Raw genomic sequence first — 21,933 nt, 5'->3', positions numbered from 1 at the left:
GCGTTATTCCCCCTTGAGGCCGGCGGTGCGGATCACCTCGCTCCATTTGCGGGTTTCGTCGTCGATGAACTTGCCTAACTCGGTGGCGGTGCCGGGGCGCGCCTCCAGTCCCTGAGCGATCAGCTTTTGCTTCACGTCGGGATCGGCAAGGACACGAATGATCTCCGCCTGCAGGCGATCGACGATTGCGACCGGCGTTGCTGCCGGCGCCATGAAACCGTACCAGCCGGAAGCGATCACGCTGGAAAGTCCCTGCTCGCGCAAGGTCGGCGCCTCCTGGTAAATCGGGCTGCGCGCGGCCGACGCCACGCCCAGCACACGCAACTGGCCGCTTTGAATATGCGGCAAGGCTGTGCTGATGGCGGTCAACGTTGCGTCGAGACGGCTCGCCAGCAGTTCCGTGTAGGCCATGTTATCGCCGCGAAAGGGAACGATGAGGCCTTTGACGCCTGCATCCCTGAACAGCAGTTCGGCCGCCAGATGGGGTTGCGAGCCTGCCCCCGGAGAACCAAAGGTCAGGCCTTCGGGCCGCGATTTGCCGTAGGCGATCATTTCCTGAACGGTCTTGAAGGGCGCCCGCGCATTGACCACCAGGAACAACGGCGCCATGACGGCCATCGCCACCGGCTGCAGATCCTTGCGGTTGTAGTTGAGTTTCTCGAACAAGGCTTCAGCCGTCGCAAACGGCGCCGCCGCATAAAGGAAGGTGTATCCGTCCGGCGCGGCGCGCGACACCAGTTCGTTGGCGACGCGGGTGTCTGCACCCGGCTTGTTTTCGACAATGAACTGCTGGTTCAGACCGCGCCCAAGCTGCTCGGCCAGGATGCGCAACGAGATGTCGCTAGCCCCGCCGGCCCCGTAGGGCGACACCAGCCGCACGATCCGTGACGGCCAATCGCCCTCGGCAAACGCGGAAAAGCGCGGACCTGCGGCAAAGCCAGCAGCGATGGTCCCCAGCAGCGTTCGGCGTGTGACGTTCATGATTGCCTCCCCGGAGCAGAACGCCGCCTGAAGGTGCGGTGCAGCCCGTCGCGTCCATCCCGTTTTATTCGAGCCGCATGGGCGCGATCGCATCGCTGCATCGCCGGGCTCCTGGTGTCATCGCCGCAACGATAGATACGCGCCGTCTACCGAACAATGTGTATTTTTTGACCGATTGATAAGCATGGCCTATGAATTCCGAAACGGCGGCATCGGGAGGCCCGGCATGGCGATGGACGTGACACTGCGGCAGTTGCGCGCCTATGTGGCCGTGCTGGAGGCCGCAAGCTTCTCGGAAGCCGCCAAGACCATGCACCTGTCGCAGGCAGCGCTCTCCGGCCTGATCAAGGAGCTCGAGAATCGCGTCGGCGTTCGCCTGCTGGACCGCACCACGCGAAAAGTGTCGGCGTCCGCGGTCGGCGAGACCTTTGCGCCGATGGCGCGGCGCGTGCTGACAAATCTGGACGATGCGCTGGAGAACCTGACCAATCTCAAGGAGCTTCGCCGCGGGGTGGTGCGTGTCGCGGCGCCGGAAACGCTATCCTGCACGCTGCTGCCGGAGCTGATCGCCGCATACAACGACAGCCATCCCGGCGTGCACGTCCGCTTCGATGACGTGCCGATCCAGGAAGTGCTGGCCGGCCTGCAGAACGGCGCCACCGATATCGGCTTCGGACCGGCCGGCGTCGTTCCGGATGATCAGGTCGAGGTGCACATGATCTGCGCCGATCCGCTCTGGGTGGCGCTGCGCGGCGATGATCCGCTGGCCAAAGGCAGGTCAGTCAGCTGGAAGGATTTGCGCGAGCGCCCCCTGCTCAACTACATGCCCAACATTGCCATCAACGTGCTGAGCCACGTGCCGCCCCGGCACCACCCCGGGGAATTGGTGCCCGTGCACCGGGTGAACACCGCACTGTCGATGCTGCGGGTGAGACAAGGCGCCGTGATCTGCCCCTCAATGGCCGAGCCGCTGGTGCACGGCTTCGGACTGACGTTCCTGCCGCTCATGCAACCGACCGTCAAATGGAAGATCGCGATGTTCGTGCGAAACAGCGCATCGCTTTCGCCCGCCGTGGAAAGCTTCCGCGACTTCACGCTCCATTTCAGCCCGAGCTGGACAGCCGTTGGAAGCGAGCGACGCCGCCCGAGCGAACGGCGCAAGCGCGTTTAGCGAAAGGCGTCACGCGCAAGTCGCTGCTTCACACCGAGAATTCGAAATCCAATCGCGGCAGAGCGCCCCCTGCAGGAAACATCCAATGATTGTAGATGTCCTGATGACAAACTGAATCCGTGGGCGTAGCCTCCTCCAAAATAAAACATATGGGAGGAGTGGCATGCCAGACGCAGCGGTCGCAGCACGTTCTTCTGAAACCACGAACAGCGGCACGACGCAGCAGGTCGATGTCGCCGTCGTCGGCGCCGGGTTTGCCGGCCTCTATCTCCTGCATCGACTGCGCAAGGCCGGCTTCTCGGCGGTCGTGATCGAGGAAGCCGGCGATGTCGGCGGCACCTGGTACTGGAACCGCTATCCCGGCGCACGCTGCGATATACAGACCATCGATTACAGCTACACATTCGATCCCGAACTCGATCGCGAATGGACGTGGTCGGAAAAATACGCGACGCAACCGGAAATCCTGCGCTATTTCGGCTTCGTCGCCGATCGCTATGACCTCCGTCGCGACATCCGCTTCAACACCAGGGTCAAGGCCGCGAACTGGGATGACACCAGCGAGCGCTGGCAACTCACAACCGATAACGGCGCTGATGTATCCTGCCGCTATTACATCATGGCCACCGGCTGTCTCTCCACGCCAAAGCCGCCGGAGATCGACGGCGTCAAGGACTTCAAGGGCGAAGTCTATTTCACCGGCCGCTGGCCGCATGACGGCGTCAATCTCGCAGGCAAGCGCGTCGCCGTGATCGGCACGGGATCATCGGGCATCCAGTCGATTCCTCTGATCGCGGAGCAGGCTGCGCATCTCACCGTGTTCCAGCGCACGGCGAGTTTTGCGCTGCCCGCGCATAACGGTCCGGTGCCCGACGATCGCAAGACGTACTTTGAGGCTGACCGCGCCGCCTATCGCGAGCAGGCGCGCTGGTCTCTTGCGGGCGTGCCGTATCCGCAGGAAATGGCGGTGAGCTGGCAATTGAGCGATGCCGAGCGCCGCGAACGCTTCGAGAAAGCGTGGGCGGCCGGCGATCTCGTCCACATCCTGACCCAGCTCTGGGCCGACCAGGCCGGCGATTTTGATGGCAACGCGCTGATCGGCAAGTTGATTCACGAGAAGATCCACACCGTGGTGAAGGACCCCGAGACGGCTGCGGCACTGAGTCCGCATGACCATCCATTCGGCTCCAAGCGCCCGTGCCTCGATACCAACTACTACGCGACCTACAACCGTCCCAACGTCACGCTGGTGAACCTGCGGCAAGAGCCGATCAAGGCGATCACGGCATCCGGCATCGCCACCGACAAGCGCAGCGTCGATCTCGACGTCATCGTGTTCGCAACCGGTTTCGATGCCATGACCGGCGCGATCATGGGGGTGCATCCGATCACGGGACGCGCCGGAAAATCCTTGTCGAGCGTCTGGGCCCAGGGACCGCAGACCTATCTCGGCCTCACGGTTGCGGGCTTCCCCAACCTCTTCATGATCACCGGTCCCGGCAGCCCGTCGGTGTTGTCGAACATGGCCGTGTCGATCGAGCAGCATGTCGACTGGGTGGTCGATCGCCTGGCGGCGTTGCGCGAGGCGGGCTTCACGACCATCGATGCGACCGAAACGGCGCAGGCCGGCTGGGCGCAGCACATGGCCGATTGCTCGATGCTGACGCTGCATCGGCTGGCCAATACCTGGTACACGGGCGCCAACGTTCCCGGCAAGGCGCAGACCTTGATGCCCTATAACAGCGGTGTCGGTCCCTACCGCGGCATCTGCAACGAGGTTGTCAGCCGTGGCATGCTGGGCTTCAGGCTCACCGGCCCCAACGTTCCCGAGCAATGCAATGACGGCGAGGTCGTGCGTCTGCAGCCGGACGTGCGGATCGTGCTGGGCATGCTGGCGGAAATGAACCTGCCGCAAATCGAGTCGCTCGGCGCGCAAGGCGCGCGCGCCTTCCTCGCCGAATTCAACAAGGGCCGTCCCGCAGGGCGCCCGGTCGGCGAGGTCGGCGATGGCGTGCTGCACGGCGCCGATGGCCTGCTGCCCTATCGTCTCTACCGTCCGGCCACGCCCGGCCCGCATCCGATCGTGGTCTATTTCCACGGCGGCGGCTGGGTGCTCGGCGACGAGCAATCCGACGATCCGTTCTGCCGCGACATCTGCCGCCGCAGCGGGATGATCGTCGTCAGCGTCGGCTATCGCCACGCGCCCGAGCATCGCTTCCCGGCGGCACCGGAAGATGGCTATGCGGCGACAAAGTGGATCGCCGAACATGCGGCCGAACTCGGCGGCAAGCCGGGACCGGTGCTGGTCGCAGGCTGGAGCGCCGGCGCCAACATCGCCGCCGTCACCTGCCAGCTCGCGCGCGACCGCGGCGGGCCGGAGATCGCAGGCCAGCTTCTGGTATGCCCGGTCACCGATTGCCGGTATGACCGCCAATCCTACTCCGAGAATGCGGTCGGCTATTTCCTGACGCGCGCGCTGATGTTCTGGTTCTGGGACATCTATTGCTCGCCCGCCGACCGTACGGATCCGCGCGCCTCGCCGCTGCTCGGCAATCTGGCGAACCTGCCGCCGGCGTTTGTCGCGACTTGCGAGTTCGATCCGCTGCGCGACGAAGGCATCGAATATGCCGAGGCGCTGGCTGCCGCAGGCGTCCCGGTCGAGCAACTGCAGGCGCGCGGCCACATCCACTCCTCCCTGATGATGGTGGACGTGGTGATCACCGGCGTCAGCGGACGCGCGAAGATGGCGGAAGCCCTGCGCGGTTTTGCGGGGTTGCCGCGGAAGCTGGAAGAGACCGGCGACGCATCGCCGATCGCGGTCAACGCCGCAGCGGGATAGACGATCTGCAGCCTCTCCCTCTCCCGTGAAGAACGGGGAGAGGGAGATGAGCGGCCGGCAGCCTGTCATGCATTAGATTTTCTACGTTGACCGATCCATTGATTTCGTTTGTCGTCGCCGGGACGCTCCTCAAGAGAAGAACGGAAAAGCAGACCCCATGACCGCCACGGACGATGTCAGAAATATCGAAGGCGTGATCCAATCCTATCTCGACGGCCTCTACGAGGGCGACACCAGCAAGATTGCGAGCGCCTTTCATCCGACCAGCGCACTGACCAGCATCGACGACGGCGGCGAACTGGCGATCACGCCGCGCGACATTTGGCTCGGCAACGTGCGGAACAGACCATCGCCAAAGCAGCGGGGCCTGGCGCGCCACGATGAGATACTGTCGATCGATCTCGTCGGTCCGACGATGGCCTACGTCAAGCTCAAATGCGCGATACCGCCGCGCTTCTTTACCGATCAACTCTCGCTTCTGAAGATCGACGGCCGCTGGCAGATCGCGCAAAAGGTTTTCATGACCGAGCTGCGGGAGTGACCGGCCATGGCCGCCGGGCCGAAGGAGACAACAATGAATTTCCTCGACAGCTACATGGTCGATCCCCGTCTGTCTCTGCTCGACAAGACGAAGATCCAGGCCCAGGTCCTGGTGCCCGTGCTGCGGGCGTTGCGCGCTGAATTGGGCAAGGAAAAAGCCGACGCGGTCGTCAAACAGGCCCTGCGCGATTGGTCGAAGCAATTGTTCGCCGATGTCGGCGCGAGCGTCGAGGGCAGCGCGCGGCGCAAATGGGCGGCGATGCACACGGCGCTTGCCGATGTCACCGAACGCGAAGTGACGGTGGAGATGCGCCGGCACGACAAGGAGGCGCTGGAGTTCGACGTCACGCATTGCCGCTTTGCGGAATTCTTTCGCGCGCTCGGCGAGCCGGAGCTCGGCGCGCTGCTGGTCTGCGCAACGGACTTCGACATCGTTGCCGGTGGGGGTAGCGAGGTCAGCCTCAACCGAGAACAGACCCTGATGCAGGGTGCGCCAAGCTGCACGTTCCGCTACGCTTTCGCGCAGCGATCGTGATTTCCTGCCGTCACTCGCGCCGCAGAAATCCCGTGAAAGCCATCGATAGTGGCGTATGATGCATCCCAGGAAACCCGGCTTGATCGGGCCAGCAAGGGAGAGCGCCGATGGCAGCGACGGCGGAGCAAATCTCGCCCTGGCTCAAGGGACGCTCATTCGCCTCCTTGAGGGAAGAGTTCGACCGCAACGGTTACCTGATCTTCGAACGCGTACTTGCGCCCGACCGCGTCGCAGAAATCCGCGCTGCGCTGGCGCCGCACCTGGCGCGCGATCTGCTTGGCCGCAACGATTTTGAAGGCACCAAAACCAACCGCGTGTATGCCTTGCTGGCGAAATCGCCGGTGTTCGCCGAACTCGCGATCCATCCGCTCGCCCTGGCCTTCGTCGAGGCCGAGCTCGGCGACAGCTGCCTGCTGTCGGCCATGCTCGCGATCAATCTTCATCCCGGCGAGACGGTGCAGCCCTGGCACTTCGACGACGGCGGCGTCAAGATACCGCGGCCCCGTCCGGCGCTCGGTATCTCCACGTTCTGGGCGATCGACGATACGACCGAGCAGAACGGCGCCACCGAAATCATTCCGGGAAGTCATCTCTGGGACGGACAATATATCGAGGGCGCGGTGAAACCCGCGCACTTCACCAACGAAGCCGAGCACGACGAAGGCAATCGAACGGACGCCATCAAGCTGATCATGCCGTCCGGATCGCTGGCGATCACCAAGGGAACGTTATGGCACCGCGGCGGCGCCAACCGATCGGACCGGCCGCGCCTGATCATTACGCCGCAATATTGCGTGGGCTGGGTGCGGCAACTGGAGAACATGGCACTCGCCGTCCCCGCCGATCTCGCGAGCCAATTGCCGGAGCGTGCACGCGAACTGATCGGCTACTCGATCCATCCGCCGTTCATGGGCTATGTCGACGGCGTTCATCCGAGGCGCTTGCTGCGGACGCATTGACGGATACCGGATATCGCCCCCTGGACCGGATGAGCGGGATTTCCTGCAGCGACAAGCCCGCAGCGAACACCCTCGTCGTCTTTTCGTCGTAACCTCCGAACCGGTTTGTGAAATGCTTCACTGACAGGTTGACGCCGACGCGGCAAGGTAGAGAAACGACGATCTCACGCGTCGGAGTGTATCTCCGTGCTTACCCTGATTGCACAGACCACCGAAATTTCTCCGGCAGCGCGATGGCTTGTTGCCACACGCGGCAGCGCCGCGATGGTCGCTGGATGGGCCTCATTTCGAATTGGCAACGACACCGCGCAACCGTTCGCTCGGCTGCCGTGCGCGCGCCTTTCTGAGAGCAGCATTCAACGATCGCCATATTGACTATTCATTTGACGCCGGAGGAACCACAACGATGCGCTTCCTCGATCAACCGACCAAGGACAAAGTGCAGTCCGTGATCGACGCCAACATGACGCAGTTGGCCGCGGTCGAGGGATTTGTTTCCGCTGAACCCGGTTTTCCGATCATCGATGGCGCCGTGCGCAAGGAGCCGGCGGTCATCGTCTACGTGATCCACAAGAAGCCATCGGCCAGCGTGCTGCCGGAAGAGCGCATGCCGCGCCAGCTCGGACCCTATCGCGTCAGCGTGATGCAAGCCGATCCGTTGCGGCAAGTCATGACGTTGATGAGCGATCAGCCCATCGCCGATAGCATCGCGGCTTCGGCGTCCGGCCTCACCTACAAGCCGATCACCGGAAACCCGATCAACGCGAAGTTCAAGGTCAAGAAGCCGATCGTCTGCCACATCGGTCCTGACGCCGGCTGGCCGGTGCTGCGGCCGTTCCTCGAGGCGACGAAAAAGACGCTGTCCGTCGCGATGTACGACTTCAATGCCGACTATATCGCGAAGAGCTTCATCGAGACGGTGCGCGACAAGGATCTTCAGGTCGTGCTGACCTGGGACGACGGCATGACGGAGCCGGAGACCAAGATCCGCACCAAGCTCAGGAAATCCCTGAAAGACAATCTCGACGGCTTCATCGTGCGGTGCGGCGCCTCGCGCCGCTTCGCCAGTGCCTATCACGAAAAGGTCGCGGTCCGCGATTCCAGCGCATTCTGGCTGTCCAGCGGAAACTGGAGCTCGCGCAGCCAGCCGAACATCGACCCGATCGGAACCCCTTCCCAGGCCAAAGGGATGTACAGCAAGGGCAACCGGGAATGGCATGTCATCGTCGAGGATGACAAGCTGGCTAAGGTCTTCGAGCGCTACATCAAGCACGACCGCGACGGCTCGAAGGCGGAAGCGGAAGCCGGCGAGGACGGCGTTGTGCTGGATGCGCAGACAGCTGCCCGGTTGCCGGACGTCTTTGTGCCGGTCGAGGCATTGTTCGACGCCGATGACGTCGCTGATACGCCGACGCCGATCGCCCCCGAGATCCTGCCGACCGGGCCCGGCGAGTTCGAGGTCGCGCCCGTCCTGACGCCCGACAACTACATCGGCCGCATCATGGAGCTGATCGACAGCGCCAAGCGATCGATCTTCCTGCAGTTCGCCTACATCAATTTCAGCGACAAGAAGATCGACAAGAAGTTCACCGAAATGCTCGCGAAACTCGCCGAGCTCAGCAACCGCCCGAACTTCGACATGAGAATCATCCTCGGCAGCAACGGCGCGGCCGACAAGATCAGGAAGCTCGTGGAATCCGGCTTCAAGGAAACGGTATTCCGCAGCCAGAGCGGCATCCACAACAAGGGAATTATCGTGGACGGCGAAACCGTGCTGGTCAGCAGCACGAACTGGTCCGGTGACGGCGTGCTGCGCAACCGGGACGCCGGACTGATCATCTTCAACAAGGAAATCGCGACCTACTACCAGAACGCCTTCGTGTTCGACTGGGAGAACCGCGCCAGCGCCTTCATCGAGGATGATCCGCCGGTGACGGTCGCGCGCGACGGTGACGAGACGCCGCCGGGCATGGTGCGGATGTCATGGCGCGATTACTACGGCTAGGCGACGTGCCTCTATCAACTGATGGCGTCGCGATTGTAACTCGAACTATTTCGATACTGCACCCGCTAGCACATTCGGCGAATTGCCGTCTGACCCGTTTCATGATGGGAGACTGTTATGGCTGATGGATTTCTGACAAGCGATACGACCGATACGACCTGGATCAGGCCGCTAGGCACGGACTGGAAGGAGGTTACCTACACCGCCGTCGACGGTCTTGCGGTGTTCGAGGGATGCATCATTCTTGGAACCGTGGCCGAGGCGCAAGGCACCAAGAAATTGGTGGAGGACAATCCGGGTATCCTGAAGGACGACGCCGAGGCCTTCGGCGCCGGAATCCGTGGCGCCCAGTTCCGCTGGAAGAACAACACGATTCCCTTCGAGATCGATCCCAATCTGCCGAACCAGCAGCGCGTGCTCGACGCCATCAAGCACTGGCAAGACAATACGCCGATCAAATTTGTGAAGCGCAACGCGGCTGATCCCGCCCATAAAGATTTCGTCGTGTTTCGTCCCGGGAGCGGCTGCGCATCGTCGGTCGGCCGGCGCGGCGGGCGGCAGGAGGTCATCCTGGGCAGCGCCTGCAGCACGGGGAACTGCATTCACGAAATCGGCCACACGGTCGGGCTTTGGCACGAGCAAAGCAGGAAGGACCGCAATCAGTTCGTGACCGTCAAGCTCGATGCGGTCATTCCGAATGCCCGCCACAATTTCAATCAACACATTCAGGATGGCGTCGACCTCCTCGCTTACGACTATGGCTCGATCATGCATTATCCGCGCAACGCGTTCAGCGCCAATGGCGAAGACACGATCATTCCGAAGAAGGCCGGCGTCGAGATCGGGCAGCGCAAGAAGCTGAGCGCCGGCGACATCGCATCGGTGAAGAAGCTCATCACGATATGAGGAGATGACCGGTGGGCCTGGTCGTCAACAACAATGTCGAAGGCGCCGGCGTTCATGCGTTAATCGTCGGCGTCAGCGACTATCTCAACCTCCCCGAAGCCGGCGAACCGTCCCCCGACGAGACGTGGAACCTCAACAAGCTCTCCTCGCCCGCGCTCTCGGCCCTCAAGATCTTCGACTTCATCACGACGACCGGCCTGCGGCTGCCGCTGAAAACCGTCCGGCTGCTGCTCTCGCCGTCGCCGGCCGAGGTGCAGGTCGAGCCCCGGCTCGCCAATGCCACGCCAACCCGTGCCAGCCGGGCTGCGTTTTCCAAACTGGCAGCCCAGTGGCGCACGGACGCCTCGAACAATGCGGAGGACATGACGTTCTTCTACTTCGCGGGCCACGGCACGCAGCGCGGCTCCGAGGATTCCGTGCTCATGCTCGACGACTTTCTGACGAGCGACGCGCCGCTCAACGAGTGCTTCGAAATGCACAATCTGAAAAGCGGCATGGCGCCGACGGCGACGCGCCCGAATATCGCGCTGACGCAGTTCTACTTCGTCGACGCCTGTATGGACCGAAACGCAAAGCTGAGAAGCTTTCTGAATCCGGTGGTACCGCCGGTGTTCGGAATCGAACTGAGCGGCAAGGACAAGCGGGCGGCGCCGCTGATCTACAGCACAGTCGACGGCGCGTTCGCGCTCGGACGCAGCCGCAAACCGAGCCACTTCGCCGAGGCGCTGACGCGGGCCCTGAACCGCGGCGCCGAAGAGCCTGACGAGGAGACCGGGCAGTGGCCGGTGACGGCGACGACGATCAAGAACGCGCTGGACTTCTACTACACCAAGAACAATCTCGGGACGCTCGTGACCATGGGCAGCCTGGTTGGCTCGCCGGTGATCCGGTATCTGGCGGGCCCGCCGGATATCGACATAGCCGTCGAGGTTCAACCGGACAGCCTGGGGATACCCTCCGCCATCGGCGTGCTCGATCAGAACAATGCCGCGGTTCCCGGATGCAACCCCGGCGCCAAGACGAAGTTCGAGTTCACCGTCCAGGCGGGCGTCTATCGGCTGGAAGTCAACGCGGGACGATTGGCGTCAAACCCGTTTCGTTCACCACCGCGGCCTTTCATGAAGCCGGCGCTGAAGCCCTGGACGCACAATCTGTCACAGTTTCTCAAGCCCTCGATCTGAGCCTCGCTGAGGAAAGTTGTCATGGCCGATCCCAAAGCAACCCTCACGTTCAAGCTCGACACGCCGCCGAACCAAAGGTGGAGCGGCGCCTTGCCGATCGAGGTGCGCGACGAGAAGCTTGTCCTCAGGGCACGCGGAGTCAGCGACGATAGCCTGGAAGTGCCGCCGGGGCGCTACTACGTCACCGCGACGCTGCCCAACGGCGACCAGTCCACGGTCGACGAGGTCGTCGTCGTCAGCCCCGGTGAGAGCAAACAGCTCAACATCGCGTGCCCGGACGCCGCCTTTCCTCCCAGGCTGGAAACCACGAATACGATTTCGGATTCATTGTGGGAGATTTCGCGCCCGGTCACGCAGTATTTCTTCAGGCAGTCGTTTGCGGTTGTTCGCGGAAACTGGCTGGCCGACAAGATCGCCGGTACCAGCTCCCAGGTCCCGCTCAAGCGAGAGCCTACGACCCGGTCAAACCTGGATATCCCGTTCTCGCGGGAGGCGGTCTGGATCGAAATCGAGAGATCGAAGCAATGTAACTATTTTGCCGTTCCGATCGACGAAGGCGGTTCAACGACAGTCGAATGGTCGCTCGACCTCAAGACCGACAAACTCACCCTCGAGTTCGACTTTCACGACGGCGAACTGAACTCGTTGCTAGACTTCGCCAACAACAGCAAGGCCGACGAGGCGCGGTCGATATCGCGCACGCTGGTCACGCGGCCCGACTATTACGCGACGAAAAAGCAATCCCCGCTTCGCGCGGCGCTTGGCGCCTACGTGCTGATACGCGCCAATCAGCTCGAAGGTCTGGACGAGTGGACCGGCAATCTGGTTGCTTCCTATCCCTGGCTTCCGGACGCGCTCGCGGTTCGCATCGAGTATCTGGCGCGCAGCGGCCGGCACCCGGAGGCGCTGAAGCTGTTGCTGGATATTCCGAAGTCGGGGGCGCCGCTGTTTCGTTCCGGTATCGGCTATCTCGCCGATCGCGCCAGGACCTACGCAAAACTGGCGGCGGAAGGCGAATCCAGCCTGCAAGTCTCGGCGGACGACATCGAAAAGCTCAAGCGGATCTCGCAGGTTTTCGGCGAGCTTGTGATCGCGCTTGATATGACCTTGTCGACAACCGCGCTCCGGAACGTTCCCGCCTTCAAATCCGCGTAACCGGCACCGAATTGCCATCGGTCTGGTCGACGGTCCAGGGCACGGCGACCGTCGTCAGGAAGTCGCCAGGACCAAGTCGGTCCCGGCCCGAACGCCGGATTTCCGCCGCCAGCACATAGCTGTCGCGCGAGCGGAAATCCCAGCGTGCTTCCAGATGAAAGGGAATGCGATCCTGCCTTCCGCTGATCCCCTCGATGACGACCTCCGCGATCCGCGTCGACACCGCGTCGATCAACGTCACATCATCGAGTCCCACGATCGCGGTCGCGCCGTCGAACCGTTGCGGCGACGGGAGCTCAATCCAGCCACGAATCGAGATCTTGCGCATGGGCCTTTCCCGCGAAGCGGTCGGTGCTGGCCGGATTACGTGCCACAAACCGGCGGCGCGAAGTTCAGTGCGATTTACCCCGCCCTCGATGCTTGCGGCCGATGCGTGGCCGAAGGCACTGCCTGCGCATCGAACACGATTCCCTCATATCCCTTCTCGGCAACCTCGGTGATGGCGGCGACATATTTCGGCGTGCCGCCATTATAGACGAGGTAGCGCGTCTTGCCGTGCTCATGGCCGGGGATGTTCGAATTATACCCGGTGAACCACGACTTGGCTTTGCGCATCAGCATGATGGCATACATCTTGGTCACGTGCGCCGTCCAACGCGCCTGCGCTTCGGCCGTCGGCTCGGCCCGCGTATGGCCGCGGTCCCACATGTGGGCGAGCAGCCCCATGCACCAGCCGACACCATTCTCGATGCCGCGCGGAAAGTTCGTCGACGCCGAACCGCTCTGCGGTCCGGTCGGCATCAGCAGGTTCGGAAAGCCGTGCGCCATCATGCCGAGAAAGGTCGAGGGTCCGTCGCACCAGTGGTCGGCAAGCTTCACCCCGCCGACGCCGGTGATATCGATCGCATCGAATGCGCCGGTGATGGCGTCGAAGCCGGTGGAGTAGACGAGAATGTCGAGTTCGTAATCGCGCGCACTGGTGCGCAAGCCGGTTTCGGTCACCCGCTCGATCGGCGTCTCGCTGATGTCGACGAGATGCACATTGTCACGGTTATAGGCCTCGAAATAATTGGTCTCCAGCGGCACCCGCTGCACGCCAAAACCGTGATCCCTGGGGATCAGCTTTTCCGCCGTCGCCGGATCCTTCACCCGCTGTCGGATACGCTCGGCGATGTAGGCGGAGAATTCGGCGTTGGCCGCCTCGTCGGTAAATATCTCGCGAAAATTGCTCAACCATATGCCGAAGCCGGGCTCGTCATAGAGCTTGTCCCACAGCGCGACACGCTCCTCGCGGGTGGCTTCGTAGAAGCCGCGCCTGTCGGGCTCGTGCTCGAAGCCGCCGGGCGTGCGCCGGCAGGCGGCGAAGATGTCGTCATAGCGCGAGCGGATGTCAGCCATCTCCGCGTCCGAGATCGGGCCGTTGTTGAGCGGCGCGCTCCAGTTCGGCCGTCGCTGAAACACCGTGAGTTCACCGACCTTGTCGGCAATCTCGCCGATCACCTGGATCGCGGTGGCGCCGGTGCCGATGATGCCGACCTTCTTGCCGGCCAGCTCGACCGGCTCGTGCGGCCAGTTGAAGGTATGAAACGAACGCCCCTTGAACGCCTCCATCCCCTCCAGCCGCGGCAGCGTCGGTATCGAGAGCAATCCGACTGCAAGAATGAGGAAGCGGCAGGAGAGTTCGCGCCCATTGTCGAGCTTCAGCCGCCACCGATGGCTGGCCTCGTCGAACACCGCCACCACGACCCTGCGGTTGAACCGCATGTATTTGCGCAAATCGAACTTGTCGGTGACGTAGTTGAGATAGCGCAGATTCTCCGGCTGCGCCGAAAAGCGCTCCTTCCAGTGCCACTCGTTCAGCAGTTCCTTCGAGAACGAATAGCCGTAGGTATAGCTCTCGGAATCGAAGCGCGCGCCGGGATAGCGGTTCCAGTACCAGGTCCCGCCGAGATCGGGCGCGGCGTCGAGCACGAGGGCATCCACCCCGAGGTCCGCCAGCCGCTTGATCTGGTAAATGCCCGAGACGCCGGCGCCAACGACGACGACCTCATAATGCGGCTTGATCTCCCCGGTCATGCGCTTCCCCGTTCTTGCTCTTTTGCGGCGACGCTTCGTGCGCGGTCGCTGCACTATAACAATTATCCGGGCTTTGCACTTGCGTCAGCAAGCCGGTCTGCGTTGCGAAATCGGAAAATGCGGCGGCATTCTCGCGACGCCATTCGCCCGAGGTTTGCATCTCGTTTGCCCTCATCGAGATCGAGGGCGCAGGGAAGACCGGGTGCGCGCCGCACCCGCGGTCTCGTGTGCAATGTGCGTAAGGAAATGCGGCACACGAGCATACAGGTTTGGCGGGAGCATCCCGGCCTTCCCTGCGCAATGGGTTTACGGCTTATACGTGCTCTTGTGTCCGCAAAATCTGCCAGAATGTGCGAACGGGCGGTTCTGACCAACCGCCCGTCGCTGGATCTGATCCCGTTCGTGCTCAAAGGCCGAGAGCCTGTCGGGGAGCGAGGGACAGATCCGGTGGTCTTCCTCAACCCGAACAGTTGCACGGGCTTCGAGCCCGAACCGAGCAAGGAAGGGAGTGGATGATGGCACAAGATGAGGTCGTTGTCGTCGGTATTGATGTGGCCAAGGACAAGGTGGATGCGTGCATTCGCTCGCTGTCTCAATGGCAGACGTTCCCAAGTACCGCGGAGGGGCAGCGCGCCCTGATCCGCTGGCTTCGCAAACACAGGGGCGGCAAGGCAGCCATGGAGGCTTCCGGCGGTTATGAGCAGGACTGGGCCAAGGCGCTGCGCGAGGCCCGCATCGAAGTCCGGATCGTCGACCCGAAGCGGGTGCGCAGCTTCGCCCGCTCGGCCGGACGCCTCGCCAAGAACGATCCGATCGATGCGGAGATGATCGCCTGGTTCGCCGAGACCTTCACCGAAGCACCGGGCCAAGCCTACGACGCGGCACGCGAGAGGTTGGTCAAGATCGTCAATGCACGCCAAGGACTGCTCGATCTACAGACTAGCTTGAAAAACAGTGGCGAGCATTCCGTGCCGGACGTCGTGCAGAAAATGCAGGCGCGGCTCTTGAAGAAGATTGCCGTCGAAGTCGCCAAGCTCGATACTGCGATCGCAGCCCAGGTCAAAGCGACACCGCATTTTGCCGAGCTCGCCGAGATCATCGAGAGCGTGCCGGGACTTGGCAAGATCACTTCCGCCGGACTGATCGCGACGATGCCGGAACTGGGCCAGGTGAACGACAATATCGTCGCGGCCTTGTTGGGGGTAGCACCTTACGATGACGATAGTGGCCAACGGCGGGGCAACCGCCACATCAAGGGCGGACGCCGAAAGGCCCGCAACCTCTTCTACATGCCTTGCATGGGAGCTGCGACCCAGCACAACCCCGTGCTCAAGGCGTTCTATGACCGCCTGATCGCCAAGGGAAAGGAGCCGAAGGTTGCGCTCACCGCCTGTATGCGCAAGCTCATCGTCATCCTCAACACCATGATCGCGCGACGCCAAAAATGGGACGCCAACCGCTACAAAGTGAGCGACCCCGCTCGGCTTCCGCCGAGCGCATGCCCAGCCTAAAGACCGGTGAGCGGATGGGGTCAAGGCCGTCAGCCGCCGGAGGCGGTGGCGCGTAGCGCCAGCCTTGAGGCCAGCCGATCACAGGGCTACATCAACACAGTTGCTCCCCGGCGAACGGCTTTTTTGCCACCGTCGCCCCGAGAAGCCTCGCTTCCGGGACTTGATGCCAGCACCGCGAACATCAGGACCACACGACTTCACCGTACGCGTCAGGCGCGTACGTCCAGCGCGCCATCCACGTCCATCGCATCTCACCGCACGTTCGTGACGATCGCGAGCGCCCCTCATCCGCGGCGAGACGAGCGGAGTTATGCGACTGATTTGGGCGGGAACGAAAGCGGAATATTTTTGATTCCCGGGCTTGACGCCATTTCTGAAAATCAGAAGTGATTTGCCCTTCGGGTTGATTTGTCGCACGTAACCGCCTGAAATTGTGCTTGCGCACAAAGCAAATCAGTCGGCGGTGAGAAGCGCCGCGCAACAGGATCCCTACAAGTCCGCGCCTCAGTCGCGTCAAAAAAAAGCCTTGCTGTGACTGGCGCGCCATAGGATTGCGGCGAAAAACTCCTTAGAAGTCGCAACTGTGGCGTGGCGGGGAAAATATCTTGGCATGTCTGCGGCAAGGGCTGTCCCAGAAAAGCTACCTGCAACTCTTGTTGCAGTGGCGGCACTAGTGGTTATCACGATCAGGCTCAGCGTCCCTTCGTCCCCAGCGGCGCGGGACTTTGAGGAATGCGCGGAGTGGACCCGAAGGATGTTTCCGGGCGACGAGCGCGTTGCGCGGATCATGGATTGCGGCGCGCGTTTTGCCGGGCGACGAAAAGCGGACGGTGGTTATGCCTACTATGATTTATTGCAGAACCGCAGCTTTGACATAGCTGGTCCGAACCCGACAGCGAACGAGCGCGCACAGATCTATTCGCAATATGGGCGCTTCCTTGAATTGCAGCGGCGTGAGGCAGCTTTGGCCGAGGTTCAGCAACTGGCCGCCGAACAGCCTCGTGTCACCGAACAGCCTAGTGTCACCGAATTGCCGATGCCCATCAACTTGCGCCGTCCAACTACACCACCATCGAAACTGGAGCCGTGCGCGATCAAAGGATCGCTGTCGTGCACTTGGACGAAGTTGACCTCCACCGTCAGAAACGCTTTTGCTTCCAAGCGTGTCGCTTCAACTAACCCGCGCTAGCGGCAATTGGCGACGCGCTGGGCTCTCGTGTGCGCTCGATCCTCGCACCTTGCGATGATGTACGACATGGGCCGGAGATGGCGGACCCAGTGCAATCCTGCTCCCCAATCCTGCTCCGGATCCTCTGGGCGCGAGAGTGCGCGGACGGATAGATGCGTAGGGTGGGCAAAGCGAAGCGTGCCCACCATCGAGCAGCGCGAGACCGTTGATGGACGGTGGACACGTCGCTATCGCTCCTTTGCCCACCCTACGCGGCCGAGCCCGCTTCCATCCGCGCATGCAACTGTTCGACATACGGGTCCTCGATTCCCAACGCGGCGAGCTGCGTCGCCAGTTGCACGAGGTATTCCCGGTTGGTGCCGAGCACGCCCTTCCCGCTTGCGATCATCGCTGCAGTCTCGGCAAGCGGCAGTTCGCCGACATAGCTCGGATGCGCACGGTTCGAGGCGAAGGCAAGCGCCGTGATCGGTCCCTGCGGCGTCTGCATCGGCACCATCGCCGGCGCATAGCCGCCGCGCAGCATCTCGCGGCGCCAGAGTATCGCGGTTTCCGCATGCACAGAATCGGCAGCGATACGAAACGCCAATCCCCGGCAACATCCCTAGCCCGGCTCCAGCGACAGCATCAGCGCCGGATAGTCATTCGATCCGCGGCCGAGATTGATCTTCAGCGTGAAGCGGCGCTGATAGTCCTCGACGTCGGCGAGTCTCACCTCGGCGAAATGAAAGCCGGGGTCCCACATCAGCGAGCCGTAGCAATAGATCCAGAGATCGTCGCCATCAGGATGATTGCCAAGCACGGAAAGCCGAGACGTTTCGATCTCTTCATCCGGCAGCCGCCAGGCAACCGGCCATCCCGCGGCCCGCGCCCGCTGCTCCCACATCGCAAACATTTCCGGTGTCAGCCGCAGCAGCGACTTTTCCGGATGCGTAACCCGCGTTCGCAGGTCGGGCAGGTGAATGAATGCGTCCGCGGTCAAGCCCGCCCCCTTGCAGATGCCCTGTTCATCCGCAATGTGCCATCGCCGGGCCTCGACGCCAATTCACCCTGCGAGGTATTCGCAGGTCATTATTTCATGGCTTGACCAATATTTTTAGGCCCAGCCTGCATCTGCAGCACCAAAGCCGGCCGTTCACTCGATCCCGGCTGTCAACGCATACGGCTCACTGCGAGGGGCGGCTGGATATGATAAAATCCATTCGACTGAGTATTTGCCGCAAGTCGGCCATGCCGGCATCGATTCCTCGCAGCGCGTCGCCGAGCGCAGCCGTGGTCCGCGCCACTGCCGCTACGGACGTACGGAATTCGCCGTAATTTTGAAAGGTCTGATCGATATCGGCGAACAGACATTCATAGCGCGGCTCAAGATAGTCGTTGCAGACCTGGATGCGCCAGTGATTGGTCTTGATCTCCCGATTGCGCATGAGGTCGTGCGCGACGGCGTGGGCATGCGCCTGCGCGCTGGCTTCATCGGGAAATTCCTGGCCCTCGCTGTCCGGATAGGTGTGACGCCCCGCCTTCAGGATAAAATAATACAGTGGCATGATTCCTCCTGTCGCACGGACGTTTGGTTCCCTCCGAAGAGCCTGCCCACCGGGCCTACGTCGTCGGGACGCGTCAATAGTCTCCAACATCAGGCCACCGGCAAGCACACGACTTCGCAAAGTCCCAGCAGCTTACGGCTTCGAGGCATTCGCCTCCTTCATCGGAAACTCGATCGTGAACACCAGTCCCTCCGACGAAAACTCGCGCTTGACGTCCGCTTCGGGAACGCCGCGATCGATCGCAGCGGTTCCGAAGCCGATGTGATCGGGTTCCTCGATGCGCGGCCCGCCCCTCTCTTTCCAAACGAATTTCAGAAAGTGCTTCTGGTTCCTGACCGACGCCGTCCAATTCAGAAAAACTTTGCCATCGGTTTGCGAGAGCGCGCCGTACTTGGCGGCATTGGTCGCCAGCTCGTGCAGGACCAGGCCGAATGGACTCGCGAGATCGGGCGGCAGCACAACCGGCTCGCCCTCGATTTGCAGCCGGTCCCGGCCACCGACCATGTACGGTTCGAGCTGTTGGCGGACCAACGCTCTGAGGTCGACACCCTCCCAGTCGGACTCGACCAGAAGATTGTGCGATTTGGCGAGCGCTGACAGGCGGCCATCGAACTGAGCCACGAATTCGCTAGGAGACGCCGCGCTGCGCAGGCTCAGATGCGCGATCGACTGCACCACGGTCAGGGTATTCTTGACCCGGTGCGTCAGCTCGCCGAGCAGCAGCGCCTGCCTCGTTTCCCAGGCCTTGCGATCGGTGATATCGACAAAGGTAATGACGACGCCGTCGATCTTGTCGTCAACCGTCCGATAGGGCCGCAAGCGGATGTCGAACCAGCGACCCAAGCGGCTGCGCACTTCGCGGGTGATCGGCGCAAGATGCGACAGCACGGACTGCGCATCCTTGACCAGATCGTCATATTCAAGCCGGTGGGCGAAATCGGTGACGGGACGCCCTTCGTCGTTGGGAGTAATGCTGATCAGGTCGGTGACCTGCTGGGTGAAACGCTTGATCCGCAAACTTGCATCCAGAAACAGCGTGCCAAAATCGGTGGCCGCCATCAGGTTCTGCAGATCGCTGTGCCCGCGCGAAACCGCCTCCAGCTTCAGTTTCAGTTCGGTGTTGACGGTTTGCAGCTCTTCGTTGATCGATTGCAGCTCTTCCTTGCTGGTTTCCAGCTCTTCCGACGTCGAGCGGTATTCCTCATTGATGGACTGCAGCTCCTCGTTGGCAGCGCGCAGCTCCTCATTGGTGGCTTCCGATTCTTCCCGGGTGCTGCGCAGCCGCCCCTGCGTCAATTGCAATTCTTCGGTCAGGCGGCGGACCACCTCGTCGACACCGCCGGTCTTGTCGAAGTCCTGCATGCTGGCGGGATCGACGGCTTCGCCCTCGATGAAGACAACGACGGCCTCGTGCGGCCGTTCGCCGTCGTCTTCGAGGATCGGCTTGACGTGCAGCAGCACGCGATGGGACGAGCCGTTGAAGCGCACCAGGATGGGCAGGCTGAGCGACGGTTTCGGGTTCTCGAACACCCGGTGCAGGGCGGAACGCAGTTCGAACCGCAATTCCGGCCGCACCAGGTCGACGACGTCGCCGCTCAGCGGCCCGCCGGACGGCTGCAGATAGCGGCCGGCGTTCTCCGACAGATGAATGACCCGGTGCGTGCTGTCGACCAGAACGCTTGGCGGCGCGACCTTTTCGATCGCCTTGCGGTGCGATGCGGCTTCGCTGAGCATCGCGCTGGGCGCAAGCGAGGCCCTCGCGCTGGCGGCGTGGTCCTGCAATGCTCCCATGCTGCCCAGCAGGCGCGGCAGTAGCCGCGGCTTGTCGCCGCCCTGCACCGTGGACTGATAGATGCGGGCCTTGCGGTCGACGGTGCGGAACAGGCCCGGTGGGCTGTCGGCGGTCTCGGACGAGCCGACCAGCAGAAATCCGCCGGGGTTCAGCGCGTAATGGAAAGTGCTGCAGACCTGCTGTTGCAGTTCACGATCGAGGTAGATCAGGAGGTTGCGGCAGGAGATCAGGTTGATGCGGGAGAACGGCGGATCCTTCAGCACGCTGTGACTGGCAAACAGCACGGTGTCGCGCAATTCCTGCCGCACCCGGAATTGTTCGCCCTCGCGCACGAAGAAGCGGCGCAGACGCTCCTCGTTGATATCGGCCTCGATCGCCGCTGGATAGCGACCCTCCCGGGCGACCGCCAGCGAACGCGGGTCGAGATCGGAGCCGAATATCTGGATCGGCGGCCGCAGATCGTGACGCGACGCTTCTTCCAGCAGCAGCATGGCAATCGTGTACGCCTCCTCGCCGGTCGCGCAGCCGGCGACCCAGACGCGGATCGGCTCGCTCGGCTGACTGATCTGGAAAAGCTGCGGCAACACGTCGTCCTTCAGCGCATCGAATACCTCGGCGTCGCGGAAGAACGTCGTGACCGAGATGAGCAGGTCGCCGAGCAGCGCGGTGGCTTCGTCGGCATGGTCGCGCAGCAGGTTGTAATATTCCGCCGGGTCGTCGCATCGCATCACCTGCATGCGCCGCGCGATCCGCCGCACCACGGTCGCGCGCTTGTATTTTGCGAAATCATGTCCGGTCCGGACCCGGACATGGGCGAGGATGCGCCGCAAGATGTCTTCGCTGAACTGGCGCGGCGCGGCTGCGCCGAAACTCTCCTTGTCCTTGATCAGCTCGACCAACCGGTTCGCAAGCTCGGAGAGCGGCAGTACGAAATCGACAATTCCGGTCGAGATCGCGCTTCGTGGCATCGAGTCATGTTCGGCCTCGCCGGGATCCTGGACCAGGATCAGGCCACCGCTCTCCTTGACCGCCTTGATGCCGATCGCGCCGTCGGAGCCCGCGCCGGTGAGGATGACCGCAAAACCGTCGCCATGCTGTTCGGCCAGCGACCGGAAGAACAGATCGATCGGCGCGCGTTTTCCGCGGGGCTCGACGAATTCGGAAGCTGCGATTTCACTGTCGGTAATCTGCAGGCGCCGGTTGGGTGAAATGACATAGACGTGGTTGACCTCCATGCGCTGCGGCGCGCCGACCTGCACGACCGGCATCTTGGTTCGCAGGCCGAGAATGGCGGCCATTTCACTGGGGCGGTCGGGGTCGAGGTGGATGACAACCACGAAGGCCGCCCCGGGCTCGTCGGGAAGCGCCTGGAAGAAAGCCTGCAGAGCCTTGACGCCGCCGGCGGACGCGCCCATTCCGACCACGATCGGCTTGGCGCCGTTGGTCGTCAGGCGGCCGTTTTTTTCGTTGTTTTCAATCACCTGTATCCCCCGGTACGGCATCGAACCTCGGATCGGCGATGCGGGCAAGGACTTTTGATACGGTTCTT

At 62.5% G+C, this 21,933-nt stretch carries 16 protein-coding genes and 1 pseudogene; 11 read left to right on the top strand and 6 right to left on the bottom strand.

Annotated features, from left to right (window positions below):
- Window positions 1–3: 3 nt before the first annotated feature.
- A complete protein-coding gene (locus LMTR21_RS05535; protein WP_065755629.1) occupies window positions 4–981 on the bottom strand; it encodes a Bug family tripartite tricarboxylate transporter substrate binding protein in 978 nt (325 codons plus the stop codon).
- Window positions 982–1,165: 184 nt separating this feature from the next.
- Between LMTR21_RS05535 and LMTR21_RS05530 the strand changes: the two genes are divergently transcribed.
- The 9 genes from LMTR21_RS05530 (at window position 1,166) to LMTR21_RS05490 (ending at window position 12,272) form a co-directional block, all read left to right on the top strand.
- A complete protein-coding gene (locus tag LMTR21_RS05530) occupies window positions 1,166–2,152 on the top strand; it encodes a LysR family transcriptional regulator (protein ID WP_210250561.1) in 987 nt (328 codons plus the stop codon).
- 163 nt (window positions 2,153–2,315) lie between these two features.
- On the top strand, window positions 2,316–4,991 hold the full coding sequence (locus LMTR21_RS05525) for a flavin-containing monooxygenase (RefSeq protein WP_065755628.1): 2,676 nt from the start codon (window positions 2,316–2,318) through the stop codon (window positions 4,989–4,991).
- 157 nt (window positions 4,992–5,148) lie between these two features.
- Window positions 5,149–5,532, top strand: a complete 384-nt coding sequence (locus tag LMTR21_RS05520; RefSeq protein WP_065755627.1) for a nuclear transport factor 2 family protein — start codon at window positions 5,149–5,151, stop codon at window positions 5,530–5,532.
- A 33-nt stretch (window positions 5,533–5,565) separates the two neighbouring features.
- Window positions 5,566–6,066 carry an L-2-amino-thiazoline-4-carboxylic acid hydrolase gene (locus tag LMTR21_RS05515; RefSeq protein WP_246175162.1) on the top strand — a complete coding sequence of 167 codons (501 nt, stop codon included), beginning with the start codon at window positions 5,566–5,568 and terminating at the stop codon, window positions 6,064–6,066.
- 107 nt (window positions 6,067–6,173) lie between these two features.
- A complete protein-coding gene (locus LMTR21_RS05510; RefSeq protein ID WP_065755626.1) occupies window positions 6,174–7,025 on the top strand; it encodes a phytanoyl-CoA dioxygenase family protein in 852 nt (283 codons plus the stop codon).
- Between the two features lie 406 nt (window positions 7,026–7,431).
- Window positions 7,432–9,030 (top strand): phospholipase D-like domain-containing protein, encoded by a 1,599-nt coding sequence (locus LMTR21_RS05505; RefSeq protein WP_065755860.1) that lies wholly within the window; start codon window positions 7,432–7,434, stop codon window positions 9,028–9,030.
- A 117-nt stretch (window positions 9,031–9,147) separates the two neighbouring features.
- Window positions 9,148–9,936: a Dot/Icm T4SS effector Zinc-dependent metalloprotease LegP gene (legP, locus tag LMTR21_RS05500; protein ID WP_065755625.1), complete on the top strand. Its 789-nt coding sequence runs from the start codon at window positions 9,148–9,150 to the stop codon at window positions 9,934–9,936.
- Window positions 9,937–9,947: 11 nt separating this feature from the next.
- Window positions 9,948–11,117: a caspase family protein gene (locus tag LMTR21_RS05495; protein WP_065755624.1), complete on the top strand. Its 1,170-nt coding sequence runs from the start codon at window positions 9,948–9,950 to the stop codon at window positions 11,115–11,117.
- 21 nt (window positions 11,118–11,138) lie between these two features.
- Window positions 11,139–12,272 carry a carboxypeptidase-like regulatory domain-containing protein gene (locus LMTR21_RS05490; protein ID WP_065755623.1) on the top strand — a complete coding sequence of 378 codons (1,134 nt, stop codon included), beginning with the start codon at window positions 11,139–11,141 and terminating at the stop codon, window positions 12,270–12,272.
- Here the strand turns inward: LMTR21_RS05490 and LMTR21_RS05485 are convergent.
- Window positions 12,259–12,600, bottom strand: coding sequence for a hypothetical protein (locus LMTR21_RS05485; protein ID WP_065755622.1), 342 nt, complete (start codon window positions 12,598–12,600; stop codon window positions 12,259–12,261). The genes LMTR21_RS05490 and LMTR21_RS05485 overlap by 14 nt on opposite strands.
- 74 nt (window positions 12,601–12,674) lie before the next feature.
- Window positions 12,675–14,348: a flavin-containing monooxygenase gene (locus LMTR21_RS05480; protein ID WP_065755621.1), complete on the bottom strand. Its 1,674-nt coding sequence runs from the start codon at window positions 14,346–14,348 to the stop codon at window positions 12,675–12,677.
- Between the two features lie 512 nt (window positions 14,349–14,860).
- On the opposite strand from LMTR21_RS05480, the gene LMTR21_RS05475 reads away from it, so the two are divergent.
- Both LMTR21_RS05475 and LMTR21_RS05470 read left to right on the top strand, forming a co-directional pair.
- Complete coding sequence (locus LMTR21_RS05475) at window positions 14,861–15,859, top strand: IS110 family RNA-guided transposase (protein WP_084030388.1); 999 nt, start codon at window positions 14,861–14,863, stop codon at window positions 15,857–15,859.
- 754 nt (window positions 15,860–16,613) lie between these two features.
- Window positions 16,614–17,048, top strand: coding sequence for a hypothetical protein (locus tag LMTR21_RS05470; protein ID WP_141688380.1), 435 nt, complete (start codon window positions 16,614–16,616; stop codon window positions 17,046–17,048).
- 247 nt (window positions 17,049–17,295) lie between these two features.
- Here LMTR21_RS05470 and LMTR21_RS40530 read toward each other — a convergent pair.
- From LMTR21_RS40530 to LMTR21_RS05455, 3 genes and pseudogenes are all read right to left on the bottom strand, one after another.
- Window positions 17,296–17,931: pseudogene (locus tag LMTR21_RS40530) on the bottom strand (gamma-glutamylcyclotransferase).
- Between the two features lie 280 nt (window positions 17,932–18,211).
- Window positions 18,212–18,592: a DUF6894 family protein gene (locus LMTR21_RS05460; RefSeq protein ID WP_065754058.1), complete on the bottom strand. Its 381-nt coding sequence runs from the start codon at window positions 18,590–18,592 to the stop codon at window positions 18,212–18,214.
- Window positions 18,593–18,724: 132 nt separating this feature from the next.
- Complete coding sequence (locus LMTR21_RS05455; RefSeq protein ID WP_065754067.1) at window positions 18,725–21,799, bottom strand: chemotaxis protein CheB; 3,075 nt, start codon at window positions 21,797–21,799, stop codon at window positions 18,725–18,727.
- Between the last annotated feature and the right edge of the window lie 134 nt (window positions 21,800–21,933).

This window comes from Bradyrhizobium paxllaeri (genome assembly GCF_001693515.2).
Lineage (GTDB): Bacteria > Pseudomonadota > Alphaproteobacteria > Rhizobiales > Xanthobacteraceae > Bradyrhizobium > Bradyrhizobium paxllaeri.
This window is presented reverse-complemented; position numbering and strand designations above follow the sequence as displayed.

What these genes read in the sequence shown, in the direction of transcription:
- LMTR21_RS05515 (WP_246175162.1), top strand. Translation starts at nt 5,566, where the DNA reads ATGAATTTCCTCGACAGCTACATGGTCGATCCCCGTCTGTCTCTGCTC.
- LMTR21_RS05535 (WP_065755629.1), bottom strand. Translation starts at nt 981, where the DNA reads ATGAACGTCACACGCCGAACGCTGCTGGGGACCATCGCTGCTGGCTTT.
- LMTR21_RS05475 (WP_084030388.1), top strand. Translation starts at nt 14,861, where the DNA reads ATGATGGCACAAGATGAGGTCGTTGTCGTCGGTATTGATGTGGCCAAG.
- LMTR21_RS05530 (WP_210250561.1), top strand. Translation starts at nt 1,166, where the DNA reads ATGGCCTATGAATTCCGAAACGGCGGCATCGGGAGGCCCGGCATGGCG.
- LMTR21_RS05510 (WP_065755626.1), top strand. Translation starts at nt 6,174, where the DNA reads ATGGCAGCGACGGCGGAGCAAATCTCGCCCTGGCTCAAGGGACGCTCA.
- legP (WP_065755625.1), top strand. Translation starts at nt 9,148, where the DNA reads ATGGCTGATGGATTTCTGACAAGCGATACGACCGATACGACCTGGATC.
- LMTR21_RS05460 (WP_065754058.1), bottom strand. Translation starts at nt 18,592, where the DNA reads ATGCCACTGTATTATTTTATCCTGAAGGCGGGGCGTCACACCTATCCG.
- LMTR21_RS05525 (WP_065755628.1), top strand. Translation starts at nt 2,316, where the DNA reads ATGCCAGACGCAGCGGTCGCAGCACGTTCTTCTGAAACCACGAACAGC.
- LMTR21_RS05470 (WP_141688380.1), top strand. Translation starts at nt 16,614, where the DNA reads ATGTTTCCGGGCGACGAGCGCGTTGCGCGGATCATGGATTGCGGCGCG.
- LMTR21_RS05520 (WP_065755627.1), top strand. Translation starts at nt 5,149, where the DNA reads ATGACCGCCACGGACGATGTCAGAAATATCGAAGGCGTGATCCAATCC.
- LMTR21_RS05485 (WP_065755622.1), bottom strand. Translation starts at nt 12,600, where the DNA reads ATGCGCAAGATCTCGATTCGTGGCTGGATTGAGCTCCCGTCGCCGCAA.
- LMTR21_RS05505 (WP_065755860.1), top strand. Translation starts at nt 7,432, where the DNA reads ATGCGCTTCCTCGATCAACCGACCAAGGACAAAGTGCAGTCCGTGATC.
- LMTR21_RS05490 (WP_065755623.1), top strand. Translation starts at nt 11,139, where the DNA reads ATGGCCGATCCCAAAGCAACCCTCACGTTCAAGCTCGACACGCCGCCG.
- LMTR21_RS05480 (WP_065755621.1), bottom strand. Translation starts at nt 14,348, where the DNA reads ATGACCGGGGAGATCAAGCCGCATTATGAGGTCGTCGTCGTTGGCGCC.
- LMTR21_RS05455 (WP_065754067.1), bottom strand. Translation starts at nt 21,799, where the DNA reads ATGGGCGCGTCCGCCGGCGGCGTCAAGGCTCTGCAGGCTTTCTTCCAG.